This is a genomic window from Pseudoruminococcus massiliensis, assembly GCF_900291955.1.
Lineage (GTDB): Bacteria > Bacillota > Clostridia > Oscillospirales > Acutalibacteraceae > Pseudoruminococcus > Pseudoruminococcus massiliensis.
In genome coordinates this window covers 468897-492634 of sequence record NZ_OLMR01000001.1, presented here as the reverse complement: position 1 = coordinate 492634, position 23738 = coordinate 468897, and the positions used below count along the sequence as shown (strand labels likewise).

Below are 23738 nucleotides of genomic sequence, written 5' to 3'. Positions count from 1 at the left end.
ATGTCAAAGGTAAGGGTAGTGAATTTTGAACCTACATCCAAAGGTAAAAACACTCATCTTTATATAATAGAAAATAACAGCGGAGCAAGCGTGACATTATGTGATTTAGGCGCAAGTGTCGTTTCGATAAAAGTTCCCGACAAAAACGGTAGTATTAGAGATGTAGTTCTCGGCTATGAGCACATTGACGGTTATGAATTTGACGGAACATACTTCGGTGCTACTGTCGGAAGATGTTGCGGAAGAATTGCTTACGGCAAATTTACTCTTAACGGAGAAGATTATCAGCTCTCTGTAAACAATGGGAGTAACCATCTACACGGCGGATTTAACAACTTTAGCCGCAAAGTGTGGCTTGCGGTAGTTGATGATAAAGTTCCAAATACAGTTCTATTTATGCTTGATAGTCCCGACGGTGATGAGGGCTATCCCGGAAATATGAAGGTCTTTGTACGCTACACCTTTGATGATGAAAATGTACTTACGATAAAATGGTCGGCAGTTTCTGACAAAGACACAATATGCAATCTGACCAATCATTCATATTTTAATCTTAACGGACATAAAAGCGGTAAAGTTACAGAAAATCACAAGCTGAAAATAAATGCAAATTTCTTCATACCGATAAATTCAAACCTCAATCCCACAGGAGAGATAACTCCTGTTAAGAATACATCTTTTGATTTTACCGAACCCAAGTTAATTGGAAATGGTATTGACAGAAAAAACGAACAGATTGGTTTTGCAAACGGTATTGATCATATGTTTGAGCTGAATCATTCTGATGAAGAATTTGTGCTTGCAGCCGAAGCTGAGGGCATTGATAGCGGAATCACATTAAAATGCTATACTTCTCAAAAAGGTGTTCATGTATATACAGCAAATTATGTCGATGTTTTGTCCAATATGGGAAAGGATTCAGCGACATACGGAGAAAATTCAGCGTTTTGTCTTGAAACCCAGGGCTTTCCCGATGCTGTAAATCACAAGACTTTTCCTACGACAATATTAAAAGCAAACGAAAACTATACACAAACTACAAAATATATTTTTGGTATAAACAAATAAAATGAGCTGATTTCTAACTCCTTTAAAAATAAAATCTCTCTAAAATCAAGGACCACCTATTTTTCTTGGGTGGTCCTTGATTTTTAATCTATGAGGATGTTTCATGTTTTACAGTATTACATCGTCTTAAAAATATTCTGTTTTAGCGGTTATGTGCCGAGCTGTGGAATAAAAGCAGTGCGGATAAGCTGTGAAAGTGTGTCAGAAATATTATCATAAAGAATACTGAGTGCGTCATAATTTCAGCATTTTACAAGACTTCGTGCACCGCCAAATCACTCATGTGGTTTTGCGGTAAATTAAAGTTAATCAGCAGAAAAGTAAGACAGGAAGTCCGCTGAAACTGAAATTTCTCTGGTTTTCACTATATAAAACAAGGAAGAAAGCAGGAATACGCCCACACGGTAAAAGTATCAAGCGGTTCAAGGATAAAATCTGAGAATTGACAAGTCGAAAACAAGCAAGGTCAGTTGAGAATATTCTCAAAAGAATAAATAGATATACAACAGGCTGGCTTGGATATTATTCCATTGCGGATATGGAAAGCAAAATAAAAAGTCTTAACGAATGGTTGAGGCGAAGAATACGGCAAATCTACTGGAAACAATGGAAGAGGATAAAGACTAAGCACGATAATCTCGTCAGGCTTGGGATAAACAATTCAAAGGCTTGGGAGTGGGCGAACAGCAGAAAGGGTTATTGGAGAATATCCAACAGCCATATTTTGCATAAGTCATTAACAAGCGAATACCTTGCATCAGTGGGATATGATGACATATTCCACAAATACAAGGTACTGCACTCAAATTATTGAACCGCCGTGTACCGAACGGTACGCACGGTGGTGTGAGAGGTCGGCTACTCAACTAATGGGTAGCCTCCTACTCGATTCCTAAATTCCATTAGCAGACGGAGAATTTGCTAATGAAAATTTGTGATTTTTTCGTTTTTGCTGTTTCTTCGTAAAAATGAAAAAACGCCGGAAACCCTTGATTTTACTGGGTTTTCCGGCGGAGTTTTTGGCGTTCCCGAGGTGATTCGAACACCCGACCTATCGCTTAGGAGGCGATTGCTCTATCCAGCTGAGCTACGGAAACAACTGTATCAATAATTTTATCACTATGCTATCACTTTGTCAATATTTTGTGTGGTAATAAAATTTTGAAATACAGAAAACCACCAACTGAATTTTAATAATTCAATTGGTGGATAGTATGTTTAATTATTTAACTTTGATTTCTCTTATCCAGCCCTCTGGAGCTTCAATCTTACCTTGCTGGATACCTGTAAGTGTTTCATAGAGCTTTTTAGTAATAGGTCCCATTTCTTCCATACCGCTTGGCAAGCAAATTTCTTTGCCGTGGTCAACGATTTTACCGATAGGGGAGATAACTGCTGCTGTACCACAAAGTCCTGCCTCTGCGAAGTCTTTAACCTCTGCAAACTCAACCTCTCTATGCTCAACCTTGAGTCCGAGATAATGTTCAGCAACATACATAATTGAGCGTCTTGTGATTGATGGGAGGATACTGTCTGATTTTGGTGTAACAACTGTATTATCCTTTGTTATGAATATAAAGTTAGCACCGCCTGTTTCCTCAACCTTTGTACGGGTTGCTGGGTCGAGGTACATATTTTCGTCAAAGCCTTCTGCGTGAGCTGTAACAATTGCGTGAAGGCTCATTGCATAGTTAAGACCAGCCTTAATATGACCTGTTCCGTGTGGAGCGGCTCTATCAAAATCGCTGACCTTAATTGTAACTGGTTTTGCACCTTCCTTGAAGTATGGACCAACAGGAGTTGCGAAAACTCTGAACTGATATTCATTTGCAGGCTTAACACCAATAACAGGATTTGTACCAAACATATATGGTCTTAAATATAGTGTAGCACCTGAACCATATGGAGGAACATATTCGTTATTTGCAGCTACAACCTCATCAATAGCTTCAAGGAAGCGTTCCTTAGGGAGAACAGGCATTTCAAGTCTTTTTGCAGAATCCATCATTCTCTCTGCGTTGAGGTCAGGACGGAATGTAACAATTCTGCCATCTACTGTTGTATATGCCTTTAAGCCTTCGAAAGCTGTCTGTGCATATTGAAGAACACCAGCACATTCGCTGAGAACAATATTAGGGTCTTCTATAAGACCTCCTTTATCCCATTCACCATTTTTAAAATTAGTAACATATCTTTTTTCTGTTTGGATATAACCGAAACCGATATTAGCCCAATCAATATCTTTCTTTGCCATTTTAGTATCACCTTGTTTTATTTTTATTTTAACAAATTTCTTTGTCTTTTGGAAATTTACCAGTTATTATTATATCACTGATAGCTTAATAATACAACTTTTTCTTGAAAAATTTTATAATAAAAGCTAAAAAATATTATTTTTGGGTATAAATTGAAGCAAATATGAAGCTTTTAATTTGTAATTATTCATAAAAGAAAAAATAAATGAATAGTATTAAATATAATTTTATAATGTTAATTAATACTCTACTCTCGAAGTTTGATAAATTATGATATAGATTATATTTATAATTTTAATATTTTTAATCTTTTATATAAATAATAGTAAATTTAATAGTAAATATTTGTATAAAATGCGAATAGATTTTTTAATCTTGATATTATATAATTTAATCATTACAATATTACACTTTCATATAGAAAGTTTTTAGGAGGAATTATTATGAATCAACAGTCAGCAGGTAAAATGTTAAAGGTTACAGGTATTCTTTCAATTATTTTTGGAGCTATTTCAATCGTAGCTTCATTGATACTTCTTTTTGGCTCTGTTTTGTTAGCAACAGCTGCAAATGCTATCGCAGATAGTGCAACTGCTTCAGCTGTTAGTGGACTTCTTACTCTTGCAGTTATTATAGCTATAATAGCAAGCGTTGCAGAGTTTGTTGCTGGTATTCTTGGTGTTGTTAATGCTAATAAGCCAGAAAAGGCAAATGTATGCTTTATTTTTGGTATCATCAATATTGTTATCGGTATCGCAAGCATTATCCTTAATATTTCATCAGGCGAGTTCAATATCATATCTATTGTTTCTGCTCTTGCACTTCCTGTTCTTTATACTATCGCAGCATATTTCTTAAAGAATGGTGCAAACAACAATGTAATGTAATTTAAACATATACATAATAGTTGAAAAACTCTCGCATTATTAAACAAGTCCAGTAAAGACATACAATGAAAGAACACCCCCTTACGGTAGAAATGTAAGTAAACATTTAACCGTAAGGGGGAATTTTTATGTTAAGGGAGTAGTAATATTTGAAAGTATATGAGAAAGAAATTTTGATTTTAAGGGGATAGGAGATTAATAAAACGAGAAATATTAGTAAAAAGGAGCGGACATTGCCCACTCCTTAAGAGGTAAGAAAAGCTGTTAATTGTTTTAGAAAAATGGTTAGCTGAACGGAAATGGCAATATATCATCAAAGCCAATTAATTTATATTCATTTAAAGATTTTGCTAAGATTATTACAAAATCCTTATCACAAAATTCACTTAAAAACTGTCGGCACATTCCGCAGGGTGGACAATAATCCAAATTTGAATTATCCATAAAACCACCAACTATTGTAATAGCCTTAAAATTACGCTTACCCGATGAAATTGCCTTAGAAATAGCTGTTCTCTCCGCACATATTCCAACAGGATATGATGAATTTTCAATATTACAGCCACCATAGATTTCGCCGTCATCACAAAGTAATGCTGAACCAACTGCAAATTTTGAATAAGGAGAATAGCTTAATTTCCTTATAGAAAAGGCTGTATGAATCAAGTCTGAAATTTCTTTATTAGTCAGCCTATACATCAGTCATTCACAATCTTCCACTTAACACCTTGAGGTGTATCTTCAAGAACGATATGTCTTGCTTTAAGTTCGTCACGAATCTTATCTGCTGTTGCCCAGTCCTTATTTTTACGAGCTTCATTTCTTTGTGCGATAAGTGCTTCAATCTCATCATCAAGAGAAGTTTTTTCGTCTACATAAAGCAAACCAAGAACATTTGCAAGCTCCATAAAGATTTTGAGTGATTCCTCAGCAAGCTTCTTTGAAGGTGTGTTAGTGATATTTGTATTTATATCCTTTGCAAGCTCGAACATAACAGTTATAGCATCTGCTGTGTTGAGGTCATCGTCCATAGCAGATATGAATTTCTGGCGGTGCTTATCGTAAGCCTCGATAAGTGCATTATCGCCGTCATTTTCAGCAACAGCTGCATTTTCGATAGCAAATTCAAGATTATTTTTGCAGTTATAAAGGCGCTCAAGAGATGCCTTGCACTGCTCAATAATTTCAACAGAGTAGTTAATTGGCATACGATAATGTGAAGAAACCATTAGATAACGAATAGGCTCATAGCCGTATTTCTCAGCAACATCTCTTACTGTAAAGAAGTTTCCGAGCGATTTGGACATCTTTTTATTATCAACATTGATGTAGCCGTTGTGCATCCAGTAATGTGCAAAAGGAACGCCGTTGCAGCATTCACTTTGAGCAATTTCATTTTCGTGGTGTGGGAAAATCAAGTCCTGACCACCGCAATGAATATCAATAGTTTCGCCAAGGTATCTTCTTGCCATTGAAGAACACTCAATGTGCCAACCTGGTCTACCATTTCCCCAAGGAGTTTCCCAAGATGGTTCGCCTGGCTTTGCACCTTTCCAAAGAGCGAAATCCATAGGATTTTCTTTTCTTTCGCCGATATTTATTCTTGCACCTGCCTCCAAATCTTCCAGAGGCTGATGTGAAAGCTTACCATATTCATTAAATTTTGCTGGTCTGAAATAGACATCTCCATTATCAACAGCATAAGCATAGCCCTTGTCAATAAGAGTTTTAATCATATCAATGATTTCATTCATATTTTCAGTAGCTCTTGGGTGAACGCTTGCCTCACGAATATTCAAGCCCTTAGCATCAATTTTATATTCCTTGATAAATTTTTCTGAAACAGAAATATAATCCGAGCCAGTTTCGTTAGCCTTGTTGATAATTTTATCGTCAATATCTGTAAAATTCTGAACGAAAGTAACCTTAAAACCTCTGTATTCGAGGTAGCGTCTTAGAATATCAAAAACGCAGATAGGTCTTGCATTACCGATATGAATATAGTTATAAACTGTTGGTCCGCAGGCATAAATCTTAGCTTCGCCATCTTTGATAGGGATAAATTCTTCCTTCGTTCTTGTCAAGGTATTAAAAATCTTCATAAAAACACTCCTTTTTATAATATAAAAAAATCCCGCTCCTGAAAAAGTTCAGGGGCGAGATTATCGCTGTTCCACCCTAATTTAACAGAAAAATTCTGTCCTCATTAAAATCCTTAACGCAGACAATACGCACAGTCATTTCCTACTGTGTGCTGACGGGTGCATTTCATAATATCGCATATAGAGGTCTTTCAGCTATGACCTCCTCTCTGTGATAGGCGAATATTACTACTTCTCCCATTAAACGCATTTTATATATTAATTGTTGAAGTAATGAGTTCAAAAGCTTTGATAGCACGAATTCTATTTTCAGTGGAATAATTTTGCTTAAACGAAAGCACAAGGCTATTTGCGATATGGCTTGTGTTTGAGTTATTTGTGTTTCAAATTATATACCGACTAATCATAAAAGTCAAGCAAGTGAATGATTGTAAAACTTTATTTTATGTTTAATTACTCATCATTTCTAAGATAAGCAGCAGAATCCTTGCCAAATTTTCTGAAACGATTATATCTGTTATCGAGCAAAACATCTATTGGCTGTTCAAGCTTTTTGCTGACAGTCTGTTCAATAATATGCTTTAAACCGTCAAAAAGCTTGCTGTCAAGGTCTTTTGGCTCTCTTATAATTCTTTCTATAACGCCCATAGAGAAAAGGTCCTGAGAGGTTATTTTCAAGCATTCAGATGCTTCAGCAGTTTTGCTCGAATCTTTCCAAAGAATACTTGCACAGCCCTCAGGAGAGATAACAGAATAAATAGCATTCTCAAGCATCCATACCTCATCTGCAACTGCGAGTGCCAATGCACCACCGCTTCCGCCTTCACCGATGAGAATAGTAAGAATAGGTGTTTTGAGAGTCATCATTTCCATAAGATTTTCGGCGATTGCCTGACCTTGACCACGCTCCTCAGCACCAATACCACAATATGCACCTGATGTATCGACGAAACAGATGACAGGTCGTCTGAACTTTTCAGCCTGTTTCATAAGTCTTAGAGCTTTGCGGTAGCCCTCAGGGTGAGCAGAACCGAAATTTCTTTCCATTCTTTCCTTGAGGTTTCTGCCTTTTTCTATGCCAATGACTGTTACAGGCATATCATTAAGCTTTGCTATACCGCCGACAATAGCCTTATCATCGCCGAACTTTCTGTCGCCATGAAGCTCTATAAAGGAATCTCCGAATATTTTATTTATATAGTCGATTGAAGTAGGTCTGTTATTTGCTCTTGCAGCATTAACTTTATCTATCGCACTCATCTTAGATTCCCTCCTTAGAATGAAGCTTCAAAAGCTTTGAAAGTGTCTTTTTCATATCCTTGCGGTTGACAACAGCATCAACAAAGCCTTTTTCAAGGAGAAATTCAGCTGTCTGAAAGTCCTTAGGAAGTTTTTGACGAATAGTCTGTTCTATAACTCTTGGTCCAGCAAAACCGATAAGGGCTTTTGGTTCAGCAAGAATAATATCGCCCTCCATAGCAAAGCTTGCAGTAACACCGCCAGTTGTAGGGTCTGTAAGTACTGTTATATAGAGCAAGCCTTTGTCGCTGTGACGCTTAACAGCACCGCTTGTCTTAGCCATCTGCATAAGAGAGAGGATACCCTCCTGCATTCTTGCACCACCAGAAACAGTAAAAACGACAACAGGTAGGTTATTTTCCGTTGCATATTCAAATGCACGAGTTATTTTTTCGCCTGTGACAGTTCCCATAGAGCCCATCATAAAAGATGAATCCATCACGCAAAGCACAGTCTTAGAACCCTCAATTTCTGCTGTACCGCAGATAACAGATTCATTCTCTCCGCTTGACATCTTTGATGTCTTAAGCTTGCGGGTATATTCAGGAAAATCAAGAATATTTTCAGAAACGAGGTCAGCGTCCATTTCCTTAAAGCTGTCTTCATCAACGGTTATATTTATGCGGTAGCGAGCATTTGTGCGAAAGTGATGACCACACTTGCTACAAACCTTTAGGTTATCCTCAAGGTCAGAGGTAAGAATCATATTTTTGCAAGCAGGGCATTTAACCCAAAGCTCATCTGGAATAAATGGACGGGTTTCTGCCCATTCGCCCTGATTTTCAAGCTCATTTTTTGGCTTCATAAAATTAAAAATATCAGAATTAAACATTAAAGCTTTTTCCTTTCCGCTCAAAGTACCCAAAGGCTTGTAGATATATTATAGTTAGCTTTGAGCAAATTACTCGTCCTTTTGTTTGTTACGGCGTTTATCAAAATCTTCCATAAAGCCTGTTGTATAAGTGCCGTCAACAAATTCCTTATCAGATAGTATATCTAAATGAAGATTTCTGTTATGAGTAATGCCCTGAATAATAAGCTCACTGAGAGCCATTTTCATTTTTCTTATAGCAAGCTCACGAGAACGAGCCTGAACAATAAGCTTTCCTATCATAGAATCATAATATGGCGGTACAGTATAGTCTTGATATATAGCAGTATCAAAACGAACATTAGGGCCACCAGGAATATGTAAAAGATTGATAGTACCACAGCTTGGACGGTAATTATTATCAGGGTCTTCTGAGTTGATACGGCATTCTATGGCACTTCCGTGAATAAAAATCTTATCCTGCGTCATAGAAAGCTTTGCACCTGCGGCAATTCTGATTTGCCATTGAACAAGGTCGATACCTACGACCATTTCTGTAACAGGGTGCTCAACCTGAAGTCTTGTATTCATTTCCATAAAGTAGAAATTCTTGTCTTTATCGAGCAAGAATTCTACTGTACCAGCATTTTCATAGCCAACGGCGAGAGCAGCCTTTTTAGCAGCTTCCATCATATTTGCACGAATTTCAGGAGTGATGGCAGGGGAGGGGCTTTCCTCTATAAGCTTCTGATTTTTACGCTGAACAGAGCATTCACGCTCACCAAGGCAAACTACATTGCCAAACTTATCACAAAGTAACTGCATTTCAATATGCTTAACAGGCTTGAGGTACTTTTCAATATAAACAGCACCATCACCAAAAGCACTTTGAGCCTCTGCTGATGCCGAGTGGAAAGCGTTTTCAAATTCGTCCTCGTTATGTACAAGACGAATACCACGACCGCCACCGCCAGAACGAGCTTTTATAAGGATAGGATATCCGATTTCTGCGGCTTTTTCCTTAGCAATATTTACATCTTCTATTATATCAGTACCAGGAGTTACAGGAACGCCTGCATTTCTCATAGTTCTGCGAGCCTCGTCCTTGTCGCCAAGCTTAGAAATCATTTCGCTTGAAGGACCGATAAACTCAATATTACACTTTTCACAAAGTGAAACGAATTTTGCATTTTCAGAAAGAAGTCCGTATCCTGGGTGAATAGCCTGAGCGCCAGAAATAACAGCAACTGTAAGTATAGCAGCCATATTAAGATAGCTGTCGCCAACCTGAGGACCACCAATGCAGTAGCTTTCATCAGCTATGCTGACATGAAGAGCGTCCTTATCAGCCTGAGAATAAACAGCAACAGTAGAAATGCCCATCTCTCGGCAGGCACGAATAATTCTTACAGCAATTTCGCCTCTGTTTGCAATCAATATTTTAGAAAACAATGTCTTTACTCCCTTTCAATAAGAGCAAAAGAGAAATTGGCACTAACACAGAGTTTACCGTTTACAGTACCCTTGCCCTCGATAAAATAGAACATACCACGATTTTTTGTAAGTTTGCATTCAATCTCAAATGTATCGCCAGGGCGAACCATTTCTTTAAAGCGAGCCTTTTCAATGCTTGTGAAGTATGGGGTGCTTACTGCGGATTTTTCAGCAATAATAACAGCACTTGTCTGAGCCATCATTTCGCAGAGTATAACTCCCGGAACAATAGGGTTGCCCGGAAAATGACCATCAAGAAACCATTCGTCACCGACAATAGTTTTCTTGCCGACAGAAGTATCTTCTGAAATTTTTGTGGCCTCATCAATGAGGAGCATAGAATTTCTGTGAGGGATAATAGCTTTAAGTTCTTCCTTATTCACTGTTTTTCAATTCCTTTCACAAACAAAACAAAGCTTGAAAGAATCACGACCTAAAGAAGTCGAAATTCTTTCAAACTCCGAATTGATATTTTATTTTACCATAAATAAAGCCTGACCGTATTCTACAACCTGACCGTTTTCAGCACAAATGCTTACGATTTCGCCGTCTTTTTCAGCAGTAACCTCGTTCATAAGCTTCATAGCCTCAATCAGACAAAGAACATCACCCTTATGTACCTTAGAACCTACCTTAACATAAGGCTCAGCGTCAGGTGAAGATGCCGCATAGAAAACACCTACCATAGGAGATGGAATAGGAGTGCCTTCCTGAACAGCTTCTTCCTTTGTGCAAGTAGACGGTGCATCGTTGGAAACTGCCTGTGGAATAGTAGTTGTAACAGTAGTAGGCTGTTGTGCTATTATAGGCTGTTCATTAGCAACAATAACAGGAGCGGCTGTTGTTTGCTTGAATATCAATCTTTCGCCGTCCATTCCTCTTACTTCAAGCTCAGTTGCTTTTGAGCTATCGAATGCGTTCAAAAGCTCCTTGATTTCGTCAATATCAAAAATTGGCATTTGATTCATTCCTTTCAGCGGCTTTTTACCGCTCCGTTTTGTTTAAAGGCAAAGCCATTTAATAAGCTATTTAAAAGGCTTTTATAGATTTATTAAAAATTTTCTTATTCGCTTACTTTCTTCAAAGCGATACAAGCGTTGTGACCGCCGAAACCAAATGTAGTTGATGCAGCAGCAGTAAGTGGTGCTTCAACAGCCTTGTTAGGAACATAGTTGAGGTCACATTCTGGGTCTGGCTCTTCAAGTCCGATAGTAGGAGGAACGATTCCGTTCTTAACAGCAAGAGCAGCAACAATAGCTTCAACTGCACCTGTTGCACCGAGCATATGTCCTGTCATAGACTTTGTTGAGCTGATATATGCGTCATAAGCCTTTTCGCCGAGAGCTCTCTTGAAAGCGGCTGTTTCTGTCTTATCATTTGCAGGTGTGCTTGTGCCGTGAGCATTGATATAGAGAGTATCATCATCAGTGATACCAGCCTCTTTTAATGCGATTTCTACGCAACGAGCTGCACCAGCTGCCTCTGGGTCTGGAGCTGTAACATGGTGTGCATCGCAGGTATTGCCATATCCTGCAACCTCTGCATAAATCTTAGCACCACGAGCAACAGCGTGTTCGTATTCTTCAAGAACGAGTATACCAGCACCCTCACCCATAACAAAGCCATCACGGCGTTTGTCAAATGGGATAGATGAGCTATTCGGGTCATTTCTTGTGGAAAGAGCCATACAGCTTGAGAAACCTGCTATTGCAAGAGGTGTAATAGCGGCCTCAGCACCACCAGTGATGATAGCGTCTGCATAACCGTTCTTAATTGCGTGGAAAGCTTCACCGACAGCGTGTGTTGATGTAGCACAAGCTGTGACAACAGGGAGGCAAGGACCTTTTGCACTAAAACGGATAGCAATAAGACCAGCAGCCATATTACCTATCATCATAGGAATAAAGAATGGAGAAATCTTTTTCTCGGCAATCATATTTTCACATTGAGTGAAAAATGTGTGCATACCACCTGTACCAGAACCAACATAAACACCAAGCTTTTCGTCTTCAATAGTACCGATAATGCCACTATCCTCGACTGCCTGACAAGCTGCTGCAATAGCATACTGACAGAAAAGGTCAGTCTTTCTGAGTTCCTTTTTCTCGATATATTTTGTTGGGTCGAAGTCCTTAACTTCAGCAGCAACCTTAACCTTGAGCTTTTCTGTATCAAAGCTCTTTATATAGTCGATGCCATTTTTACCATTTACAAGTGAATTCCACATTGTTTCTATATCGTTTCCGACAGGTGTTACAGCACCGATACCGGTTATAACAACTCTTCTCATTTAAAACAATTCCTTTCTCATAACTCAGACAAATTCCGAGTGTTCCAACAATTATACTCCTAAATATATCAAGCGAAAGGCAAATTACATCGCCATACCGCCATCAACCTTAATAACTTCACCTGTGATATATGAAGCTTCGTCACTTGCAAGGAATGCAACAGTGTTAGCTATATCATCAGGAGTACCCATTTTCTTTGCAGGGATAGATGCCATTATAGCTTCCTTGTTTTTGTCGCTGAGAGCGGCAGTCATATCAGTTCCGATAAAACCAGGAGCAATAGCATTAACAGTTACACCACGAGCAGCAAGCTCTTTAGCAACTGATTTTGTCATACCAATAATACCAGCCTTAGCAGCAGCATAATTAGCCTGACCAGCGTTGCCATTAAGACCAACAACAGATGAAAGGTTGATAATTCTGCCACGACGCTTTTTCATCATATGCTGATATACATTCTTAATCATATTGAATGTACCCTTGAGGTTTACATCAATAACTCTGTCAAAGTCCTCTTCTTTCATAGAGAGAACCAAGCAGTCTTTAACGATACCAGCATTATTTACAAGAATATCAACTCCGCCGAATTCCTCGATTACAGAAGCGATAAGTTCTTTTGCAGAATCAAAGCTTGAAATATCACAGCAGTATGCCTTAGATTTTACACCAAGAGACTCAATTTCTGCAACAGTTTCGTTAGCTTTTTCAGCATTTCCTGCATATACAACAGCTACATTTGCACCGAGAGCAGCAAGCTTTAAAGCAACAGCCTTGCCGATACCTCTTGAAGCACCAGTAACGATTGCGTTTTTATTAGTTAATTCAAACATTTATACTCATTCCTTTCAAGGTTAAACCCTTTAAAGCTGAAGGCTCGTTTTATTTCTTAGCTTTAACCAAGAACAACAGCCTTAGCCTCATCTAAGGTAGCCTTGTTTTCAACATTAACAGCAGTAACTTCCTTGCTTGTTTTTTTAACAAGGCCAACAAGAGTTTTGCCTACACCAACTTCAATAAAGGTATCTGCACCCTCTGCGATAAGGTTTTCAACAGTAGTCTGCCATTTTACAGGGTTCATAACTTGCTTTGCAAGAAGTTCCTTAGCGTCTGATAATGTATAAGGCTTTGCAGTGAGATTAGCATAAACAGGGATAGTTGGTTCGCTAAGAGTAATACCATTTAGGTATTCAGCAAGTCCCTTAGATGCACTTTCCATAAATGGAGAATGGAAAGCACCGCTTACAGCGAGTTTAACAGCCTTGCCCTTTTCAGCCTTTACATCTTCGCAGAGAGCGTCAATTTCATCCTCAGAGGCAGCAACAACTGTTTGTCCAGGGCAGTTATAGTTTACAGGCCAAGCCTTATTATATTTTTTGCAGATTTCTTCTACTTTATCTGTTGTGAGCTTAAGGATAGCTGCCATAGCACCCTTATTTTCGGTTGCAGCTTTATCCATAAGCTCTGCTCGTCTGCATACAAGTTTAAAAGCTTCTTCGTATGATAAGATTCCTGCGAAAGCTACAGCAGCAATTTCGCCAAGAGAGAAGCCAGCTATGTAATCGGGGTTAATGCCCGCCTCTTTAACTGCGGCTGCAGCTGCAAGGTCAACTGCAAACATACAAGGTTGAGTATTGATAGTTATACTAAGTTCTTCTTTAGTACCCTCGAAGCATTGTTTAATAGTTCCGGGACGAATTGTTTCAGCCATATCGAAAACAGCCTTTGCGGCAGGTGAGTTTTCATATAGTTCTTTACCCATTGATGGATATTGAGCACCTTGTCCTGAAAAAACAAAAACAGTTTTTGCCATAAGACTTTTAACCTCCGTTAAATTTATCGTATTTTAAGCATTATTTTAGATATGATTCCGAAAAAAGCAGATTTCATACCGAAAACAAATTATTTACACCAACGAATAATACAGCTTCCTGTTGTAAGACCACCGCCGAAAGCACAAAGAGCAATTATATCACCCTTCTTGAGAAGTCCAGCCTGACTTGCTTCGTGGAGAGCAATAGGAACACTTCCTGAAGAAGTATTGCCATAGTGATTGATATTGCAGAAAAATCTTTCTCTTGGAATATCAAGCTTTGCTGCGGCTGTATTAATAATTCTGATATTAGCTTGATGAGGAATAACCCAATTAACATCACTCTGTTGAAGACCAGCCTCTTCAACGACTGTTCTTATACCCTCAGGCATAGCAGTTACAGCAAACTTATAAACATCATTACCCATCATTTGAAGAAGTGCAGGTTCAGGCTTATGTTCATAGAACGGAGAAGAGTTTTCACCGTGAGGAATACGAAGAACCTCGTCATTTCCTGCGGCAGTAAGATGAATTGCAAGGAGGTCATCACCCTCGCCAAGAACAGCGGCAGCACCGCCATCACCGAAAAGAACACAGGTTGAACGGTCTTTCCAGTTTGTTATGTTAGAGAGGTTATCCATAGAAACGACAAGAACATACTTTACCTTTTTTCTTACAAAATAGCCATCTGCAACATCAAGAGCATAGATAAAGCCTGAGCAAGCGGCATTAAGGTCGAAAGCAGGGCATTTTGCACCAATTTCCTTTTGAATCATACAGCCCTGAGAAGGTGTAAGATTTTCGCCACGCATAGTAGAGCAAATAATGAGGTCAAGCTGTTCAGCAGTGATACCTGCATCATCAAGTGCCTCTTTAGCTGCTTTTACGCAAAGCTCAGTAATAGTTTCGTCCTTACAGATTCTTCTTTCCTCGATACCTGTTCTGGTACGAATCCATTCATCGTTTGTCTCAACGATAGTTGCAAGCTCATCATTTGTAAGGATATAATCAGGCACAGCCTTGCCTGTTCCGAGAATGCTGAAACTCATAAAAACTTTTCCTCCGTTTTTGAAATAAATATCTGATTTACGAAATAATTCGACCGAATAAGTCGAATTTTCAAGGAAAATTAAACATTGTAGTATTGTATAAAAATAATTTTCTTTGGCATATTATGCACATTTTATTTTAATATATAATACAGCCTTTGTCAAGTTATTATGCGACATAGGTGTCGGGTTGCTGCTCCCAAAACGGTGCGTGACCGCACAGGACAAGCCGCGAAACCGCTTGGCAAGTCTTGCTCGTAATGTATTAGAGAAGATTGTTGCTGCGAATGATAAAACTATCAATTAGCTAATTAACTTATCTAAGACAGATAAAAGTTTTGCTCAAGGCGGCGTGCCGCCGCTGTCAAGCCGCGGAATCGCTCGACAAGTCTCGCTCGTGATAAGCGTGAGAAATTTTTCACGCGGAGGACTAAACTACCGATTAGCTAATTGGCTTATCTAAGACAGATAAAAGTTTTGCTCAAGCTTTTTCAAAAGCTTGCAGGGTCGAGGGACAGAGCCTTTCGTGGGTTTTAAGGGCAAAGCCCTTAACATATCGTTCTTCTCAAGCGGTGGACGAAGTCCCACTCTCAAATTCCTTTTGTTAGTAACGATAGTTCCACAAGGTTTTCACTTAAAGCACTTAAAAATCTTGCTCAATCCTTTTCAAAATTGTTATTAACTGCAAAAATCCTCCAAAAGACGATTAAGCTCTTTCTTAGATTCGGCTTTGATACCATCTTTTAGAGCCTCTTGGTCGCTTTTTGGAAGTTTAGCAGTAGATGCGTTTGTTATTTCTATCGGCTTGTCCGAATTTGATGAGTAAACAGCAATTTTCCCATTATATTCCTTTAAAGTGTAAAATTCTTCAGATTTAGATAAAGCTTCAGAGCTTTCTTCAATATAGCTTGTCTGTGTAGTTGGAGGAGTGTTTTCAGCATTTACACTTGGCAAAGAGGGAATCAGTATACCATTTATAACAAGGCAGAATATCACAAAGCAACCTGTAACAGCAATCATTTTTTTCATTATAATTACTCTCCTTTTATGAAATATTTGGATTTTTCAAGCTTAATTTTGCCAGAAATATGGCGATTTATTCGTCAAATGCTATAAAATTTCTTTAAAATTTAGGTAAATCGCAAATATATTTTGAATTTTTTAATTTTTCATTCCATTTTTTTGATTTTATGGTATAATACTAAGGATAACATTCAATTCTTATATGTAAGATAAGCAAGCTATGATTATTTTTGATTTTTTAGAACGAATTATTTTTCGGGAAAGGCGGGTTGTCGTGAATGAAAAATACTGATATAAGTAATTATTCTGACGAAGGTGGCGTGATGATTTTAACAGAGAACCACCCAGCTTTATCCAGAGTTTGGGGGATTGTTAAGAGAATACTTCTTACTGTCTTGCTGGTTGGAGCTATTACTGGTGTAGTAGTTATAATTTCTATTGTGGCTTATATAATTGATGTAGCAAACGAGCCATTCAGTCTGGACCTCAGAAATGCAAAGAAAAATATAACCAGTAGTATTTATGTCACGAATGATGACGGAACAGTAACGCTCGACCAAAACCTTTATAACACAGCAAACCGTGTTTGGGTTGATTATAATAATATTCCAAAGGCGATGACAGATGCAGTTGTTTCTATTGAGGACAAGCGTTTCTATGACCATAAGGGTGTTGACTGGATTCGTACAAGTGGTGCTGTATTAAGCCTTATTACAGGAAGTGCTGATTACGGTGGCTCTACAATAACACAACAGCTTGTTAAGAATGTTACAGAGAATGATGATGTCAGCCTTAATCGTAAGATTACAGAAATATTTCACGCACTGGACCTCGAAAAGCAATACACTAAAGAGGAAATTCTTGAAGCTTACCTTAATATAGTAAACTTCGGAAGTGGTTGCAGTGGTGTTCAGGCTGCTGCAAATCTTTATTTTGATAAAGATATAAATGAGTGTTCTATTGCAGAGTGTGCGGCTATTGCAGGTATTACACAGAATCCTGCGGTTTATAATCCTCTTGCTTATCCTGAGAATAATAAAAAGCGTCGTGAAGTTGTTATCGGCGAGATGTATTCACAGGGCAGAATTACTCAGTCTGAGTATGAAGCGGCTATGAAAGAATCGGCAACAATGACCTTTGTTGGATATAGCTATAATGATGACGAGGACGAAGATACCACTCAAAGCTGGTATAATGATATGCTCTTTAGAGAAGTTTCTGAGGCCTTGCAAAAAAATCTTAATATAAGTGAAAGCGAAGCTGAAAGAAAGCTTTATACAGAAGGACTTAAAATATATTCAGCAATGGACCCAACAGCACAGAGCATAGCACAGAAAAAGGTTCTTCAGTGGAAAACTCCTAAGGATAAAAAGCTTGAATGTGGTTATATTATGATGGGACTTGACGGCAGGGTACTTGCAACCATAGGCAGCCGTAAAGAAAAGGATGGATTATTCCTCTTTGATAGAGCAAATGGTGCATACCTACAGCCAGGTTCAACAATTAAGCCTATTGCGGTTTATGCTCCAGCTATTGAAGATAAGATAGTTAATTTCTCATCATTGATTTCAGATACAGCTATTCAGGATTGGGCTTATGATGCAAATGGAAATACCATAGCAGGCCCTAATAACTGGTACGAAGGCTATCGTGGCAATATTACAGTTATGACAGCCCTTGAAATTTCATCAAACGCAGCAACGGTTAATCTTCTAAATCAAATAGGTATGAGAGAAAGCTATAACTATGCTACAAATAAGTTTAAGCTTGCACATCTTGACCCCGACCAAGACTCAAAAAATATCGTTGCTATGTCTATGGGTGGTGTTCACGGAGGAACAACTGTCCGTGAAATGACAGCTTCATATATTCCATTCTGTAATGGTGGAACATACTATGAGCCATATACCTACTATTATGTGACTGACCAAGATAACAATATTATTCTTGATCAAAGAGATAAGAGAGTTTCCTCTCGTGCTATAAGTGAAGAAACAGCGGCAATCATGAATAGATTGCTCCATCAGGTTGTCAGTGATAAAGAGGGCATTGGCTATCGTGCAGCAGTTACTGGCTGGGATATTATAGGCAAGACAGGTACTACTGATAATACCTATGACAACTGGTTTGTAGGTGCTTCTCCTTATGCTGTTGCAGGCATTTGGCAAGGACACGATATTCCTGCCTCAATAAATCAAGAAGAAGAGGGTAAGAATCATATTCTTTGGTCTGAGATTATGACAGAATATCTCAAAACTAAGGAACATAAAGATTTCAACATACCAGATACAGTTATTCCTCAGAAGTTCTGTCGAGAAACTGGTTTGCTTGCAAATTCACTTTGCCCAGATACAGTAACGGGCTATTATACATCGGATAATATGCCTGGAACTTGTATTTCTACCCACGGAAAAGTTATTACACCTCCGGAATCAAGCAATACAGAATATAGCCGGTCTGATGAATCATCTACTTCTGATACAAGCGATGAAAGCTCAACAGAAAGTATCGAAAGTACAGAGAGTGGAGAAAGCTCAACAGAGAGTACAGAAAGTATTGAGAGTGTGGAAAGCTCAACAGAGAGCGTAGAATCAGTTATAGAAACATCTGAACCAGAGCAGACAAGCTCAACAGAAACAAGATAAAATTATTTAATATAAAATGTAAGGGAGATATAAAAATGGTACAAGTAGCGGTTATGGGACATGGTGTAGTCGGTTCAGGCGTTGTAGAAGTTTTAACAAGCCACGCCGAAAGCATTGCAAAAAGAGCAAAGGAAGAAATCAATATCAAGTATATCCTTGATATAAGAGAATTTCCTGATAGTCCTCTTGCGGATAGATTTACAAAGAATTTTGAGGATATTTTAAACGATGAAGAAGTTAAAGTTGTTGCCGAGGTTATGGGTGGAGTCAATCCTGCTTATGATTTCGTTAAACGCTGCTTACAGGCAGGCAAAAGCGTTGTAACTTCAAATAAAGAGCTTGTTGCTAAGAAAGGTGCAGAGCTTCTTGCAATCGCACAGGAAAAGAACGCAAATTTCCTCTTTGAAGCAAGCGTAGGTGGTGGCATTCCAATTATCCGTCCAATGAGCCAGTGCCTTGCAGCAAATGATGTTATAGAGATTGCTGGTATACTCAATGGTACAACAAACTTTATTCTTACAAAGATGATTCGTGAGCAAATGCCTTTTGCAGATGCGCTCAAAATGGCTCAGGAGCTTGGCTATGCCGAGAGAAATCCTAAGGCTGATATTGAGGGCGATGATGCTTGCAGAAAGATTTGTATTCTTGCCTCTCTTGCATATGGCAAGCATATTTATCCGGATTATGTTAATACAAAGGGCATAACAGAAATCACCCTCGACGATGTTCTTTATGCAGACGCATGGGGCGGAGTAGTAAAGCTTATAGGTCAGGTTAAGAAGCTTGCGGACGGTAAGGTCGATATTACAGTTGAGCCTATGTTCATTGAGCGTAGCAGTCAGCTTGCTGGTATTGATGATGTATTCAACGGTATTCTTGTTCGTGGCGATGCAACAGGAGATGTTGTATTTTATGGTAAGGGTGCTGGTAAGCTTCCTACCGCAAGTGCTGTTGTTGCTGATATTATCGATTGCGTTAAGCATCTTTCTGCAAGAAAGTATCTTGGTTGGGCAGATGGTTCAGAGAGCGATGTAGAACCTTATGCAAATACAATTATGAGCGTTTATGTAAGAGCAGAGTCTAACAATACGAAGTTAGCTTTTGAAAAAGCTACTGAGCTTTTTATAGGTGTTAAGCCTCTTACAAGAAACGGTGCTAAGGAAAATGAATTTGCTTTCACAACAGGCGATATGAAAGAATCTGATATAGAGAAAGCTATTAAGGCTCTTGAAGATAATGGCATAAAGGTTCTTTCAAAAATCAGAATTTCAGACCTTTAATTTTTAAAGATAATCTGATATAATAATCTTGTTTATTGCGTTGCTTGGCTTAACTCATATGAGCTGAACCAAAATAAGCGTATATATAAAATAAAAAGAGGGAGAAATTGCAGATGAGTTTAATAGTTCAGAAATTCGGCGGAAGCTCTGTGGCAAATGCTGAAAGAGTAATGAATGTCGCTAAAATAGTTACAGATACATATAAAAAGGGCAACAGTGTTGTTGTTGTTGTATCTGCACAGGGCGATACAACTGATGACCTTATCGAAAAAGCAAACGAAATCAACCCTAATGCTTCCAAGCGTGAGAGAGATATGCTTCTTGCAGCAGGCGAGCAGATGTCAATAGCACTTCTTGCTATGGCTATCGAAAAGCTTGGCTATCCAGTTGTTTCACTTCTTGGCTGGCAGGCAGGCTTTGAAACAAGCTCCGCTTATACAAGTGCAAGAATTAAGCGTGTAAACACAGACCGTATCATGAAAGAGCTTGATAAGAACAACATAGTTGTTGTTGCAGGTTTCCAAGGACTTAATCGTTATAATGATGTTACAACACTTGGTCGTGGTGGTTCTGATACAAGTGCAGTTGCTATTGCAGCAGCAGCACACGCAGACCTTTGCCAGATATTCACAGATGTTGAGGGCGTTTATACAGCCGACCCAAGAAAGGTCAAAAACGCAAAGAAGCTCAATACAATTTCTTATGATGAAATGCTTGAGCTTGCAACTCTCGGCGCACAGGTTTTGAATAACAGAAGCGTAGAAATGGCTAAAAAATATAACATAGAGCTTGAGGTGCTTTCAAGTATGACAAATGCACCAGGCACAATCGTTAAGGAGGCAGTTAAAATGGAAAAAATGTTGGTCAGCGGTGTAGCTAAGGATACAAATGTTGCTCGTATTTCAGTTGTTGGTGTTCCGGATGTTCCGGGTCTTGCGTTTAAGCTTTTCTCCAAGCTTGCTTCTAAGGGCATAAATGTTGATATTATTCTTCAGTCAATCGGTCGTGACGGCACAAAGGATATTGCTTTCACAGTAGCTAAGGAAAACGGCAAAGAAGCAGTTGCTATCATGGAAGACTTTATCTCTGTTGTCGGCGGTAAGTCTGTAACTCTCTCAGAAGATGTTGCAAAGATTTCTATCGTTGGTGCAGGTATGGAAAGCCATGCAGGCGTTGCTACAAAGATGTTTGAGGCACTCTTTGATGCACAAATCAACATTCAGATGATTTCTACAAGTGAAATCAAGGTTTCAGTTCTTATCAATGCAGATGATGCAGATAAGGCGGTTTCAGCTATCCACTCAAAGTTCTTTGACTAATATTTTATATTAAGCTAAGATATGAAAATAAGTAGGTTCACAACAGATTCGTTGTGAACCTATTTTTATAGAAATTAAAAGTTTCGCTCAAGCCTTTTCAAAGGCTTGTAGGTCAAGGGCAACGCCCTTGTCGCCGTCCGCAGACGGCGAAACACTTTATACTTCACAAAGCGCAGGAGGGTAGAAAAACATTCCAGTGGAATGTTTTTCGTAGGGAACCCTCGCAGGGGGTTCCCTTAAATATAATTGTGTGCTGAAAATTTGAAATTGATAAAAAAGAAAAACTTTTAGTTTTTGAAGACATTTTTCTATAAGGCATATTTGACTATTGCTTATAAGAGGAAAAATCCCTTTATAAAGGGAATTTTGAAAACGAAATACTCATAATGATTATAAAATATTAGCTATCAAATAAGCAGCAAATTATAACTTAAAATTTTTTTAAAAAGTTTAGAAAAAGTGTTGACAAAATGAATTGCATATAGTATAATAATGAAGCTGTGAGAAAACGAGGTGTAACTCAGTTTGGTAGAGTGCTTGGTTTGGGACCAAGATGCCGCAGGTTCAAGTCCTGTCACCTCGACCATAGTAAAAGTCCTTACCAATAGGTAAGGGCTTTTTTCTTGGAAAATATACATTTCCAAATCACCTCAAAAAATCCGCATGACAGGTATAAATGTCAGGCGGATTTTTTTATTTTAGAAAGAGAAAAATTATACCAAAACAAATCCTCAAGGCCTTGTTTTTACTCTGATGATGTTATTCTATGGAGGTTACCTTATGATAGTTTATACCATCTAAGACGAGTCTACAGTGCTTTCAATGCCTATATTTTGGATTACCCTAAAAGAAATGTGGATTGAGTATGTCATAGTATTTTTTTCGTATGATTTTTTGAAAAACAGTTTATAAAACTCGAATAATAAAAAATATGCAATAGGATATTGATAGTCCTATTGCATATTTTTATGTTATTTTCATAATAATCTTAAAATAAAACTCACTTACAGAGTTATGAAAACAAACTATATCATTATATTTTTCTACCGTAATAGAAACAAACATAAATCCTATATCACCTCCATTTTTCTTATTTACTATTTCATCAGGATTGTTAATTAAAAGAAAAATTATTTTAATTGTTTCTTTAATTTTTTTATAGCAGCTTTAACCTCTTTATAGTCAGCTATTACATCATTGATAAGAGTATGAGATGTCATTAAAACATCTTGATTATCAGAACGCAGAGCATTGCTTAATTTTTCTGAAGATTTCGCTAATTTCGTAAATCCAAGATTTTGTGCTAATCCTTTTAGATTGTGAGCCGAATTAAACGCAGAATCATAATCTTTATTATCAAGATATTGACATAGCGTTTCAAAACTATTATCATCTAAAAAGCGTATTACAAAGCTTGTTATGCGTTTTTCGCTTAATAATCTTTCTAAAACCTCATTATAATTTCCGCCGATTTTAGCATAAAAATTTTCTAAAATCATAACTATTCTCCTTTATCATATAGATTTATAGTATTATTTTAAGATAATTAAGTTTATCAATTAGAAATTGAAGCCATATGAGTATTATGTTTTTCGTTATATTTAAGATATTGATTACGAATTTCTTTAACATGTCTTTGTCTAATAAGAACAGCATCTCCCGTAGAGAGTTGAAATTGATTTCCAGCCTCAATTATATAATCCATATTAACGAGATAGCTTTGATGACTTCTTAAAAAGCGAGAATCATTGAGTTCCGATTCAATTTTATTAAGCTTTTTATAGATATTATATTTTTCACCATTATTTCTGTGTAGAATACATTTTGAGTTATTGCTTTCTATATAAACAATTTCATTATATGGAATAAGCAAGAAATTACTTCTTTGCCTTACGCAATAGCTATTTGTTCCAAGCTTTAGAGTTATTTTGTCAATAACTTTTTTTAGCTTGTTATATGAAATGGGTTTTAGTATATATCCTCCAGCATTTACATCATAGCTATCGACAGCAAAGTCAGAACTTGCTGTCAGGAAAATGATTTCTCCATTAAATTTAAGCTTTCTAAGATTTTTAGCTACTTCAATTCCCAGAAGTTTTCCCATAAAGATATCAAGAATTACTATATCGTAAGGGTGTCCATCTTCAATTTCATAGATAAGGTTATCACCATTCTCATATTGGTCTATGCTATAAGAAATAGATTTATTAAAGAAATAACATTCAAGTAAATCTACAATCAGTTCTCTATCTAAAAGATTATCATCACATATTGCAATATTCATATAATTAAAATCCTTTCTTAATTTATAAATGATATATTTAGTCAAGCAATGCTTGATTCAATGCGAATTGTGTTTATTTCACAAGCAACAATCAAAAATGATTTTTAATGATATAATAAAG

At 37.6% G+C, this 23738-nt stretch carries 21 protein-coding genes, 2 tRNA genes, 1 pseudogene and 1 other annotated feature; of the genes and pseudogenes, 7 read left to right on the top strand and 17 right to left on the bottom strand.

Annotation, left to right across the window (positions count from 1 at the left end):
* Entirely contained in the window at positions 1-1068 is a 1068-nt protein-coding gene (locus tag C9914_RS02340; RefSeq protein WP_106763066.1) for an aldose epimerase family protein, read from the top strand.
* Positions 1069-1223: 155 nt separating this feature from the next.
* On the opposite strand, the pseudogene C9914_RS11990 reads toward C9914_RS02340, so the two are convergent.
* Positions 1224-1369: pseudogene (locus C9914_RS11990) on the bottom strand (DNA polymerase); the annotation flags it as partial.
* A 141-nt stretch (positions 1370-1510) separates the two neighbouring features.
* Between C9914_RS11990 and C9914_RS02335 the strand changes: the two are divergent.
* Positions 1511-1882 (top strand): group II intron maturase-specific domain-containing protein, encoded by a 372-nt coding sequence (locus C9914_RS02335; RefSeq protein WP_158707312.1) that lies wholly within the window; start codon positions 1511-1513, stop codon positions 1880-1882.
* Between the two features lie 206 nt (positions 1883-2088).
* On the opposite strand, the gene C9914_RS02330 is transcribed toward C9914_RS02335, so the two are convergent.
* Positions 2089-2165: transfer RNA gene (locus C9914_RS02330), tRNA-Arg, on the bottom strand.
* A gap of 125 nt (positions 2166-2290) precedes the next feature.
* A complete protein-coding gene (locus C9914_RS02325) occupies positions 2291-3343 on the bottom strand; it encodes a branched-chain amino acid aminotransferase (protein ID WP_408003179.1) in 1053 nt (350 codons plus the stop codon).
* A 423-nt stretch (positions 3344-3766) separates the two neighbouring features.
* On the opposite strand from C9914_RS02325, the gene C9914_RS02320 reads away from it, so the two are divergent.
* On the top strand, positions 3767-4210 hold the full coding sequence (locus C9914_RS02320; RefSeq protein ID WP_106763063.1) for a hypothetical protein: 444 nt from the start codon (positions 3767-3769) through the stop codon (positions 4208-4210).
* Positions 4211-4495: 285 nt separating this feature from the next.
* Here the strand turns inward: C9914_RS02320 and cdd are convergent, their stop codons facing one another.
* From cdd to C9914_RS02260, 12 genes are all read right to left on the bottom strand, one after another.
* Complete coding sequence (cdd, locus tag C9914_RS02315) at positions 4496-4909, bottom strand: cytidine deaminase (RefSeq protein ID WP_106763061.1); 414 nt, start codon at positions 4907-4909, stop codon at positions 4496-4498.
* Positions 4909-6312, bottom strand: a complete 1404-nt coding sequence (gene cysS, locus C9914_RS02310) for a cysteine--tRNA ligase (protein WP_106763059.1) — start codon at positions 6310-6312, stop codon at positions 4909-4911. The genes cdd and cysS overlap by 1 nt, the downstream gene beginning before the upstream one ends.
* Before the next feature lie 47 nt (positions 6313-6359).
* Positions 6360-6566, bottom strand: a binding site (T-box leader).
* 199 nt (positions 6567-6765) lie between these two features.
* A complete protein-coding gene (locus tag C9914_RS02305) occupies positions 6766-7572 on the bottom strand; it encodes an acetyl-CoA carboxylase carboxyltransferase subunit alpha (RefSeq protein WP_022263714.1) in 807 nt (268 codons plus the stop codon).
* Between the two features lies 1 nt (position 7573).
* Complete coding sequence (gene accD / locus C9914_RS02300; protein WP_022263715.1) at positions 7574-8443, bottom strand: acetyl-CoA carboxylase, carboxyltransferase subunit beta; 870 nt, start codon at positions 8441-8443, stop codon at positions 7574-7576.
* Between the two features lie 69 nt (positions 8444-8512).
* Positions 8513-9874, bottom strand: coding sequence for an acetyl-CoA carboxylase biotin carboxylase subunit (gene accC, locus C9914_RS02295; protein ID WP_106763058.1), 1362 nt, complete (start codon positions 9872-9874; stop codon positions 8513-8515).
* 5 nt (positions 9875-9879) lie between these two features.
* The gene (fabZ, locus tag C9914_RS02290) at positions 9880-10299 is read right to left on the bottom strand and encodes a 3-hydroxyacyl-ACP dehydratase FabZ (RefSeq protein ID WP_106763056.1); all 420 of its coding nucleotides are present in this window, start codon (positions 10297-10299) and stop codon (positions 9880-9882) included.
* A gap of 90 nt (positions 10300-10389) precedes the next feature.
* Positions 10390-10875, bottom strand: coding sequence for an acetyl-CoA carboxylase biotin carboxyl carrier protein (accB, locus tag C9914_RS02285; RefSeq protein ID WP_106763054.1), 486 nt, complete (start codon positions 10873-10875; stop codon positions 10390-10392).
* Positions 10876-10979: 104 nt separating this feature from the next.
* On the bottom strand, positions 10980-12206 hold the full coding sequence (gene fabF / locus C9914_RS02280; RefSeq protein WP_106763052.1) for a beta-ketoacyl-ACP synthase II: 1227 nt from the start codon (positions 12204-12206) through the stop codon (positions 10980-10982).
* An 84-nt stretch (positions 12207-12290) separates the two neighbouring features.
* On the bottom strand, positions 12291-13037 hold the full coding sequence (fabG, locus tag C9914_RS02275; RefSeq protein ID WP_106763051.1) for a 3-oxoacyl-[acyl-carrier-protein] reductase: 747 nt from the start codon (positions 13035-13037) through the stop codon (positions 12291-12293).
* Positions 13038-13099: 62 nt separating this feature from the next.
* On the bottom strand, positions 13100-14017 hold the full coding sequence (gene fabD, locus C9914_RS02270) for an ACP S-malonyltransferase (RefSeq protein WP_106763049.1): 918 nt from the start codon (positions 14015-14017) through the stop codon (positions 13100-13102).
* Positions 14018-14106: 89 nt separating this feature from the next.
* Positions 14107-15066, bottom strand: coding sequence for a beta-ketoacyl-ACP synthase III (locus C9914_RS02265; RefSeq protein WP_022263722.1), 960 nt, complete (start codon positions 15064-15066; stop codon positions 14107-14109).
* A gap of 678 nt (positions 15067-15744) precedes the next feature.
* A complete protein-coding gene (locus tag C9914_RS02260) occupies positions 15745-16095 on the bottom strand; it encodes a BofC C-terminal domain-containing protein (protein WP_106763048.1) in 351 nt (116 codons plus the stop codon).
* A 272-nt stretch (positions 16096-16367) separates the two neighbouring features.
* Between C9914_RS02260 and C9914_RS02255 the strand changes: the two genes are divergently transcribed.
* From C9914_RS02255 to C9914_RS02240, 4 genes are all read left to right on the top strand, one after another.
* On the top strand, positions 16368-18734 hold the full coding sequence (locus C9914_RS02255; protein WP_106763046.1) for a transglycosylase domain-containing protein: 2367 nt from the start codon (positions 16368-16370) through the stop codon (positions 18732-18734).
* A gap of 35 nt (positions 18735-18769) precedes the next feature.
* Entirely contained in the window at positions 18770-20014 is a 1245-nt protein-coding gene (locus C9914_RS02250; protein ID WP_106763045.1) for a homoserine dehydrogenase, read from the top strand.
* A gap of 113 nt (positions 20015-20127) precedes the next feature.
* The gene (locus C9914_RS02245; protein WP_022263726.1) at positions 20128-21333 is read left to right on the top strand and encodes an aspartate kinase; all 1206 of its coding nucleotides are present in this window, start codon (positions 20128-20130) and stop codon (positions 21331-21333) included.
* A 509-nt stretch (positions 21334-21842) separates the two neighbouring features.
* Positions 21843-21919: transfer RNA gene (locus C9914_RS02240), tRNA-Pro, on the top strand.
* Positions 21920-22463: 544 nt separating this feature from the next.
* On the opposite strand, the gene C9914_RS02235 is transcribed toward C9914_RS02240, so the two are convergent.
* Together C9914_RS02235 and C9914_RS02230 are read right to left on the bottom strand one after the other, a co-directional pair.
* Complete coding sequence (locus C9914_RS02235; protein WP_022263728.1) at positions 22464-22832, bottom strand: Hpt domain-containing protein; 369 nt, start codon at positions 22830-22832, stop codon at positions 22464-22466.
* 56 nt (positions 22833-22888) lie between these two features.
* Positions 22889-23617 carry a LytR/AlgR family response regulator transcription factor gene (locus C9914_RS02230; RefSeq protein ID WP_106763043.1) on the bottom strand — a complete coding sequence of 243 codons (729 nt, stop codon included), beginning with the start codon at positions 23615-23617 and terminating at the stop codon, positions 22889-22891.
* Between the last annotated feature and the right edge of the window lie 121 nt (positions 23618-23738).

Bases quoted from the DNA above. Each gene is read 5' to 3' on its own strand.
- C9914_RS02265 (WP_022263722.1), bottom strand. From the start codon at position 15,066: ATGAGTTTCAGCATTCTCGGAACAGGCAAGGCTGTGCCTGATTATATC.
- C9914_RS02235 (WP_022263728.1), bottom strand. From the start codon at position 22,832: ATGATTTTAGAAAATTTTTATGCTAAAATCGGCGGAAATTATAATGAG.
- C9914_RS02255 (WP_106763046.1), top strand. From the start codon at position 16,368: ATGAAAAATACTGATATAAGTAATTATTCTGACGAAGGTGGCGTGATG.
- C9914_RS02340 (WP_106763066.1), top strand. From the start codon at position 1: ATGTCAAAGGTAAGGGTAGTGAATTTTGAACCTACATCCAAAGGTAAA.
- fabD (WP_106763049.1), bottom strand. From the start codon at position 14,017: ATGGCAAAAACTGTTTTTGTTTTTTCAGGACAAGGTGCTCAATATCCA.
- C9914_RS02320 (WP_106763063.1), top strand. From the start codon at position 3,767: ATGAATCAACAGTCAGCAGGTAAAATGTTAAAGGTTACAGGTATTCTT.
- fabG (WP_106763051.1), bottom strand. From the start codon at position 13,037: ATGTTTGAATTAACTAATAAAAACGCAATCGTTACTGGTGCTTCAAGA.
- cdd (WP_106763061.1), bottom strand. From the start codon at position 4,909: ATGTATAGGCTGACTAATAAAGAAATTTCAGACTTGATTCATACAGCC.
- C9914_RS02245 (WP_022263726.1), top strand. From the start codon at position 20,128: ATGAGTTTAATAGTTCAGAAATTCGGCGGAAGCTCTGTGGCAAATGCT.
- accB (WP_106763054.1), bottom strand. From the start codon at position 10,875: ATGCCAATTTTTGATATTGACGAAATCAAGGAGCTTTTGAACGCATTC.
- C9914_RS02305 (WP_022263714.1), bottom strand. From the start codon at position 7,572: ATGAGTGCGATAGATAAAGTTAATGCTGCAAGAGCAAATAACAGACCT.
- C9914_RS02250 (WP_106763045.1), top strand. From the start codon at position 18,770: ATGGTACAAGTAGCGGTTATGGGACATGGTGTAGTCGGTTCAGGCGTT.
- accD (WP_022263715.1), bottom strand. From the start codon at position 8,443: ATGTTTAATTCTGATATTTTTAATTTTATGAAGCCAAAAAATGAGCTT.
- C9914_RS02230 (WP_106763043.1), bottom strand. From the start codon at position 23,617: ATGAATATTGCAATATGTGATGATAATCTTTTAGATAGAGAACTGATT.
- cysS (WP_106763059.1), bottom strand. From the start codon at position 6,312: ATGAAGATTTTTAATACCTTGACAAGAACGAAGGAAGAATTTATCCCT.
- C9914_RS02260 (WP_106763048.1), bottom strand. From the start codon at position 16,095: ATGAAAAAAATGATTGCTGTTACAGGTTGCTTTGTGATATTCTGCCTT.
- fabF (WP_106763052.1), bottom strand. From the start codon at position 12,206: ATGAGAAGAGTTGTTATAACCGGTATCGGTGCTGTAACACCTGTCGGA.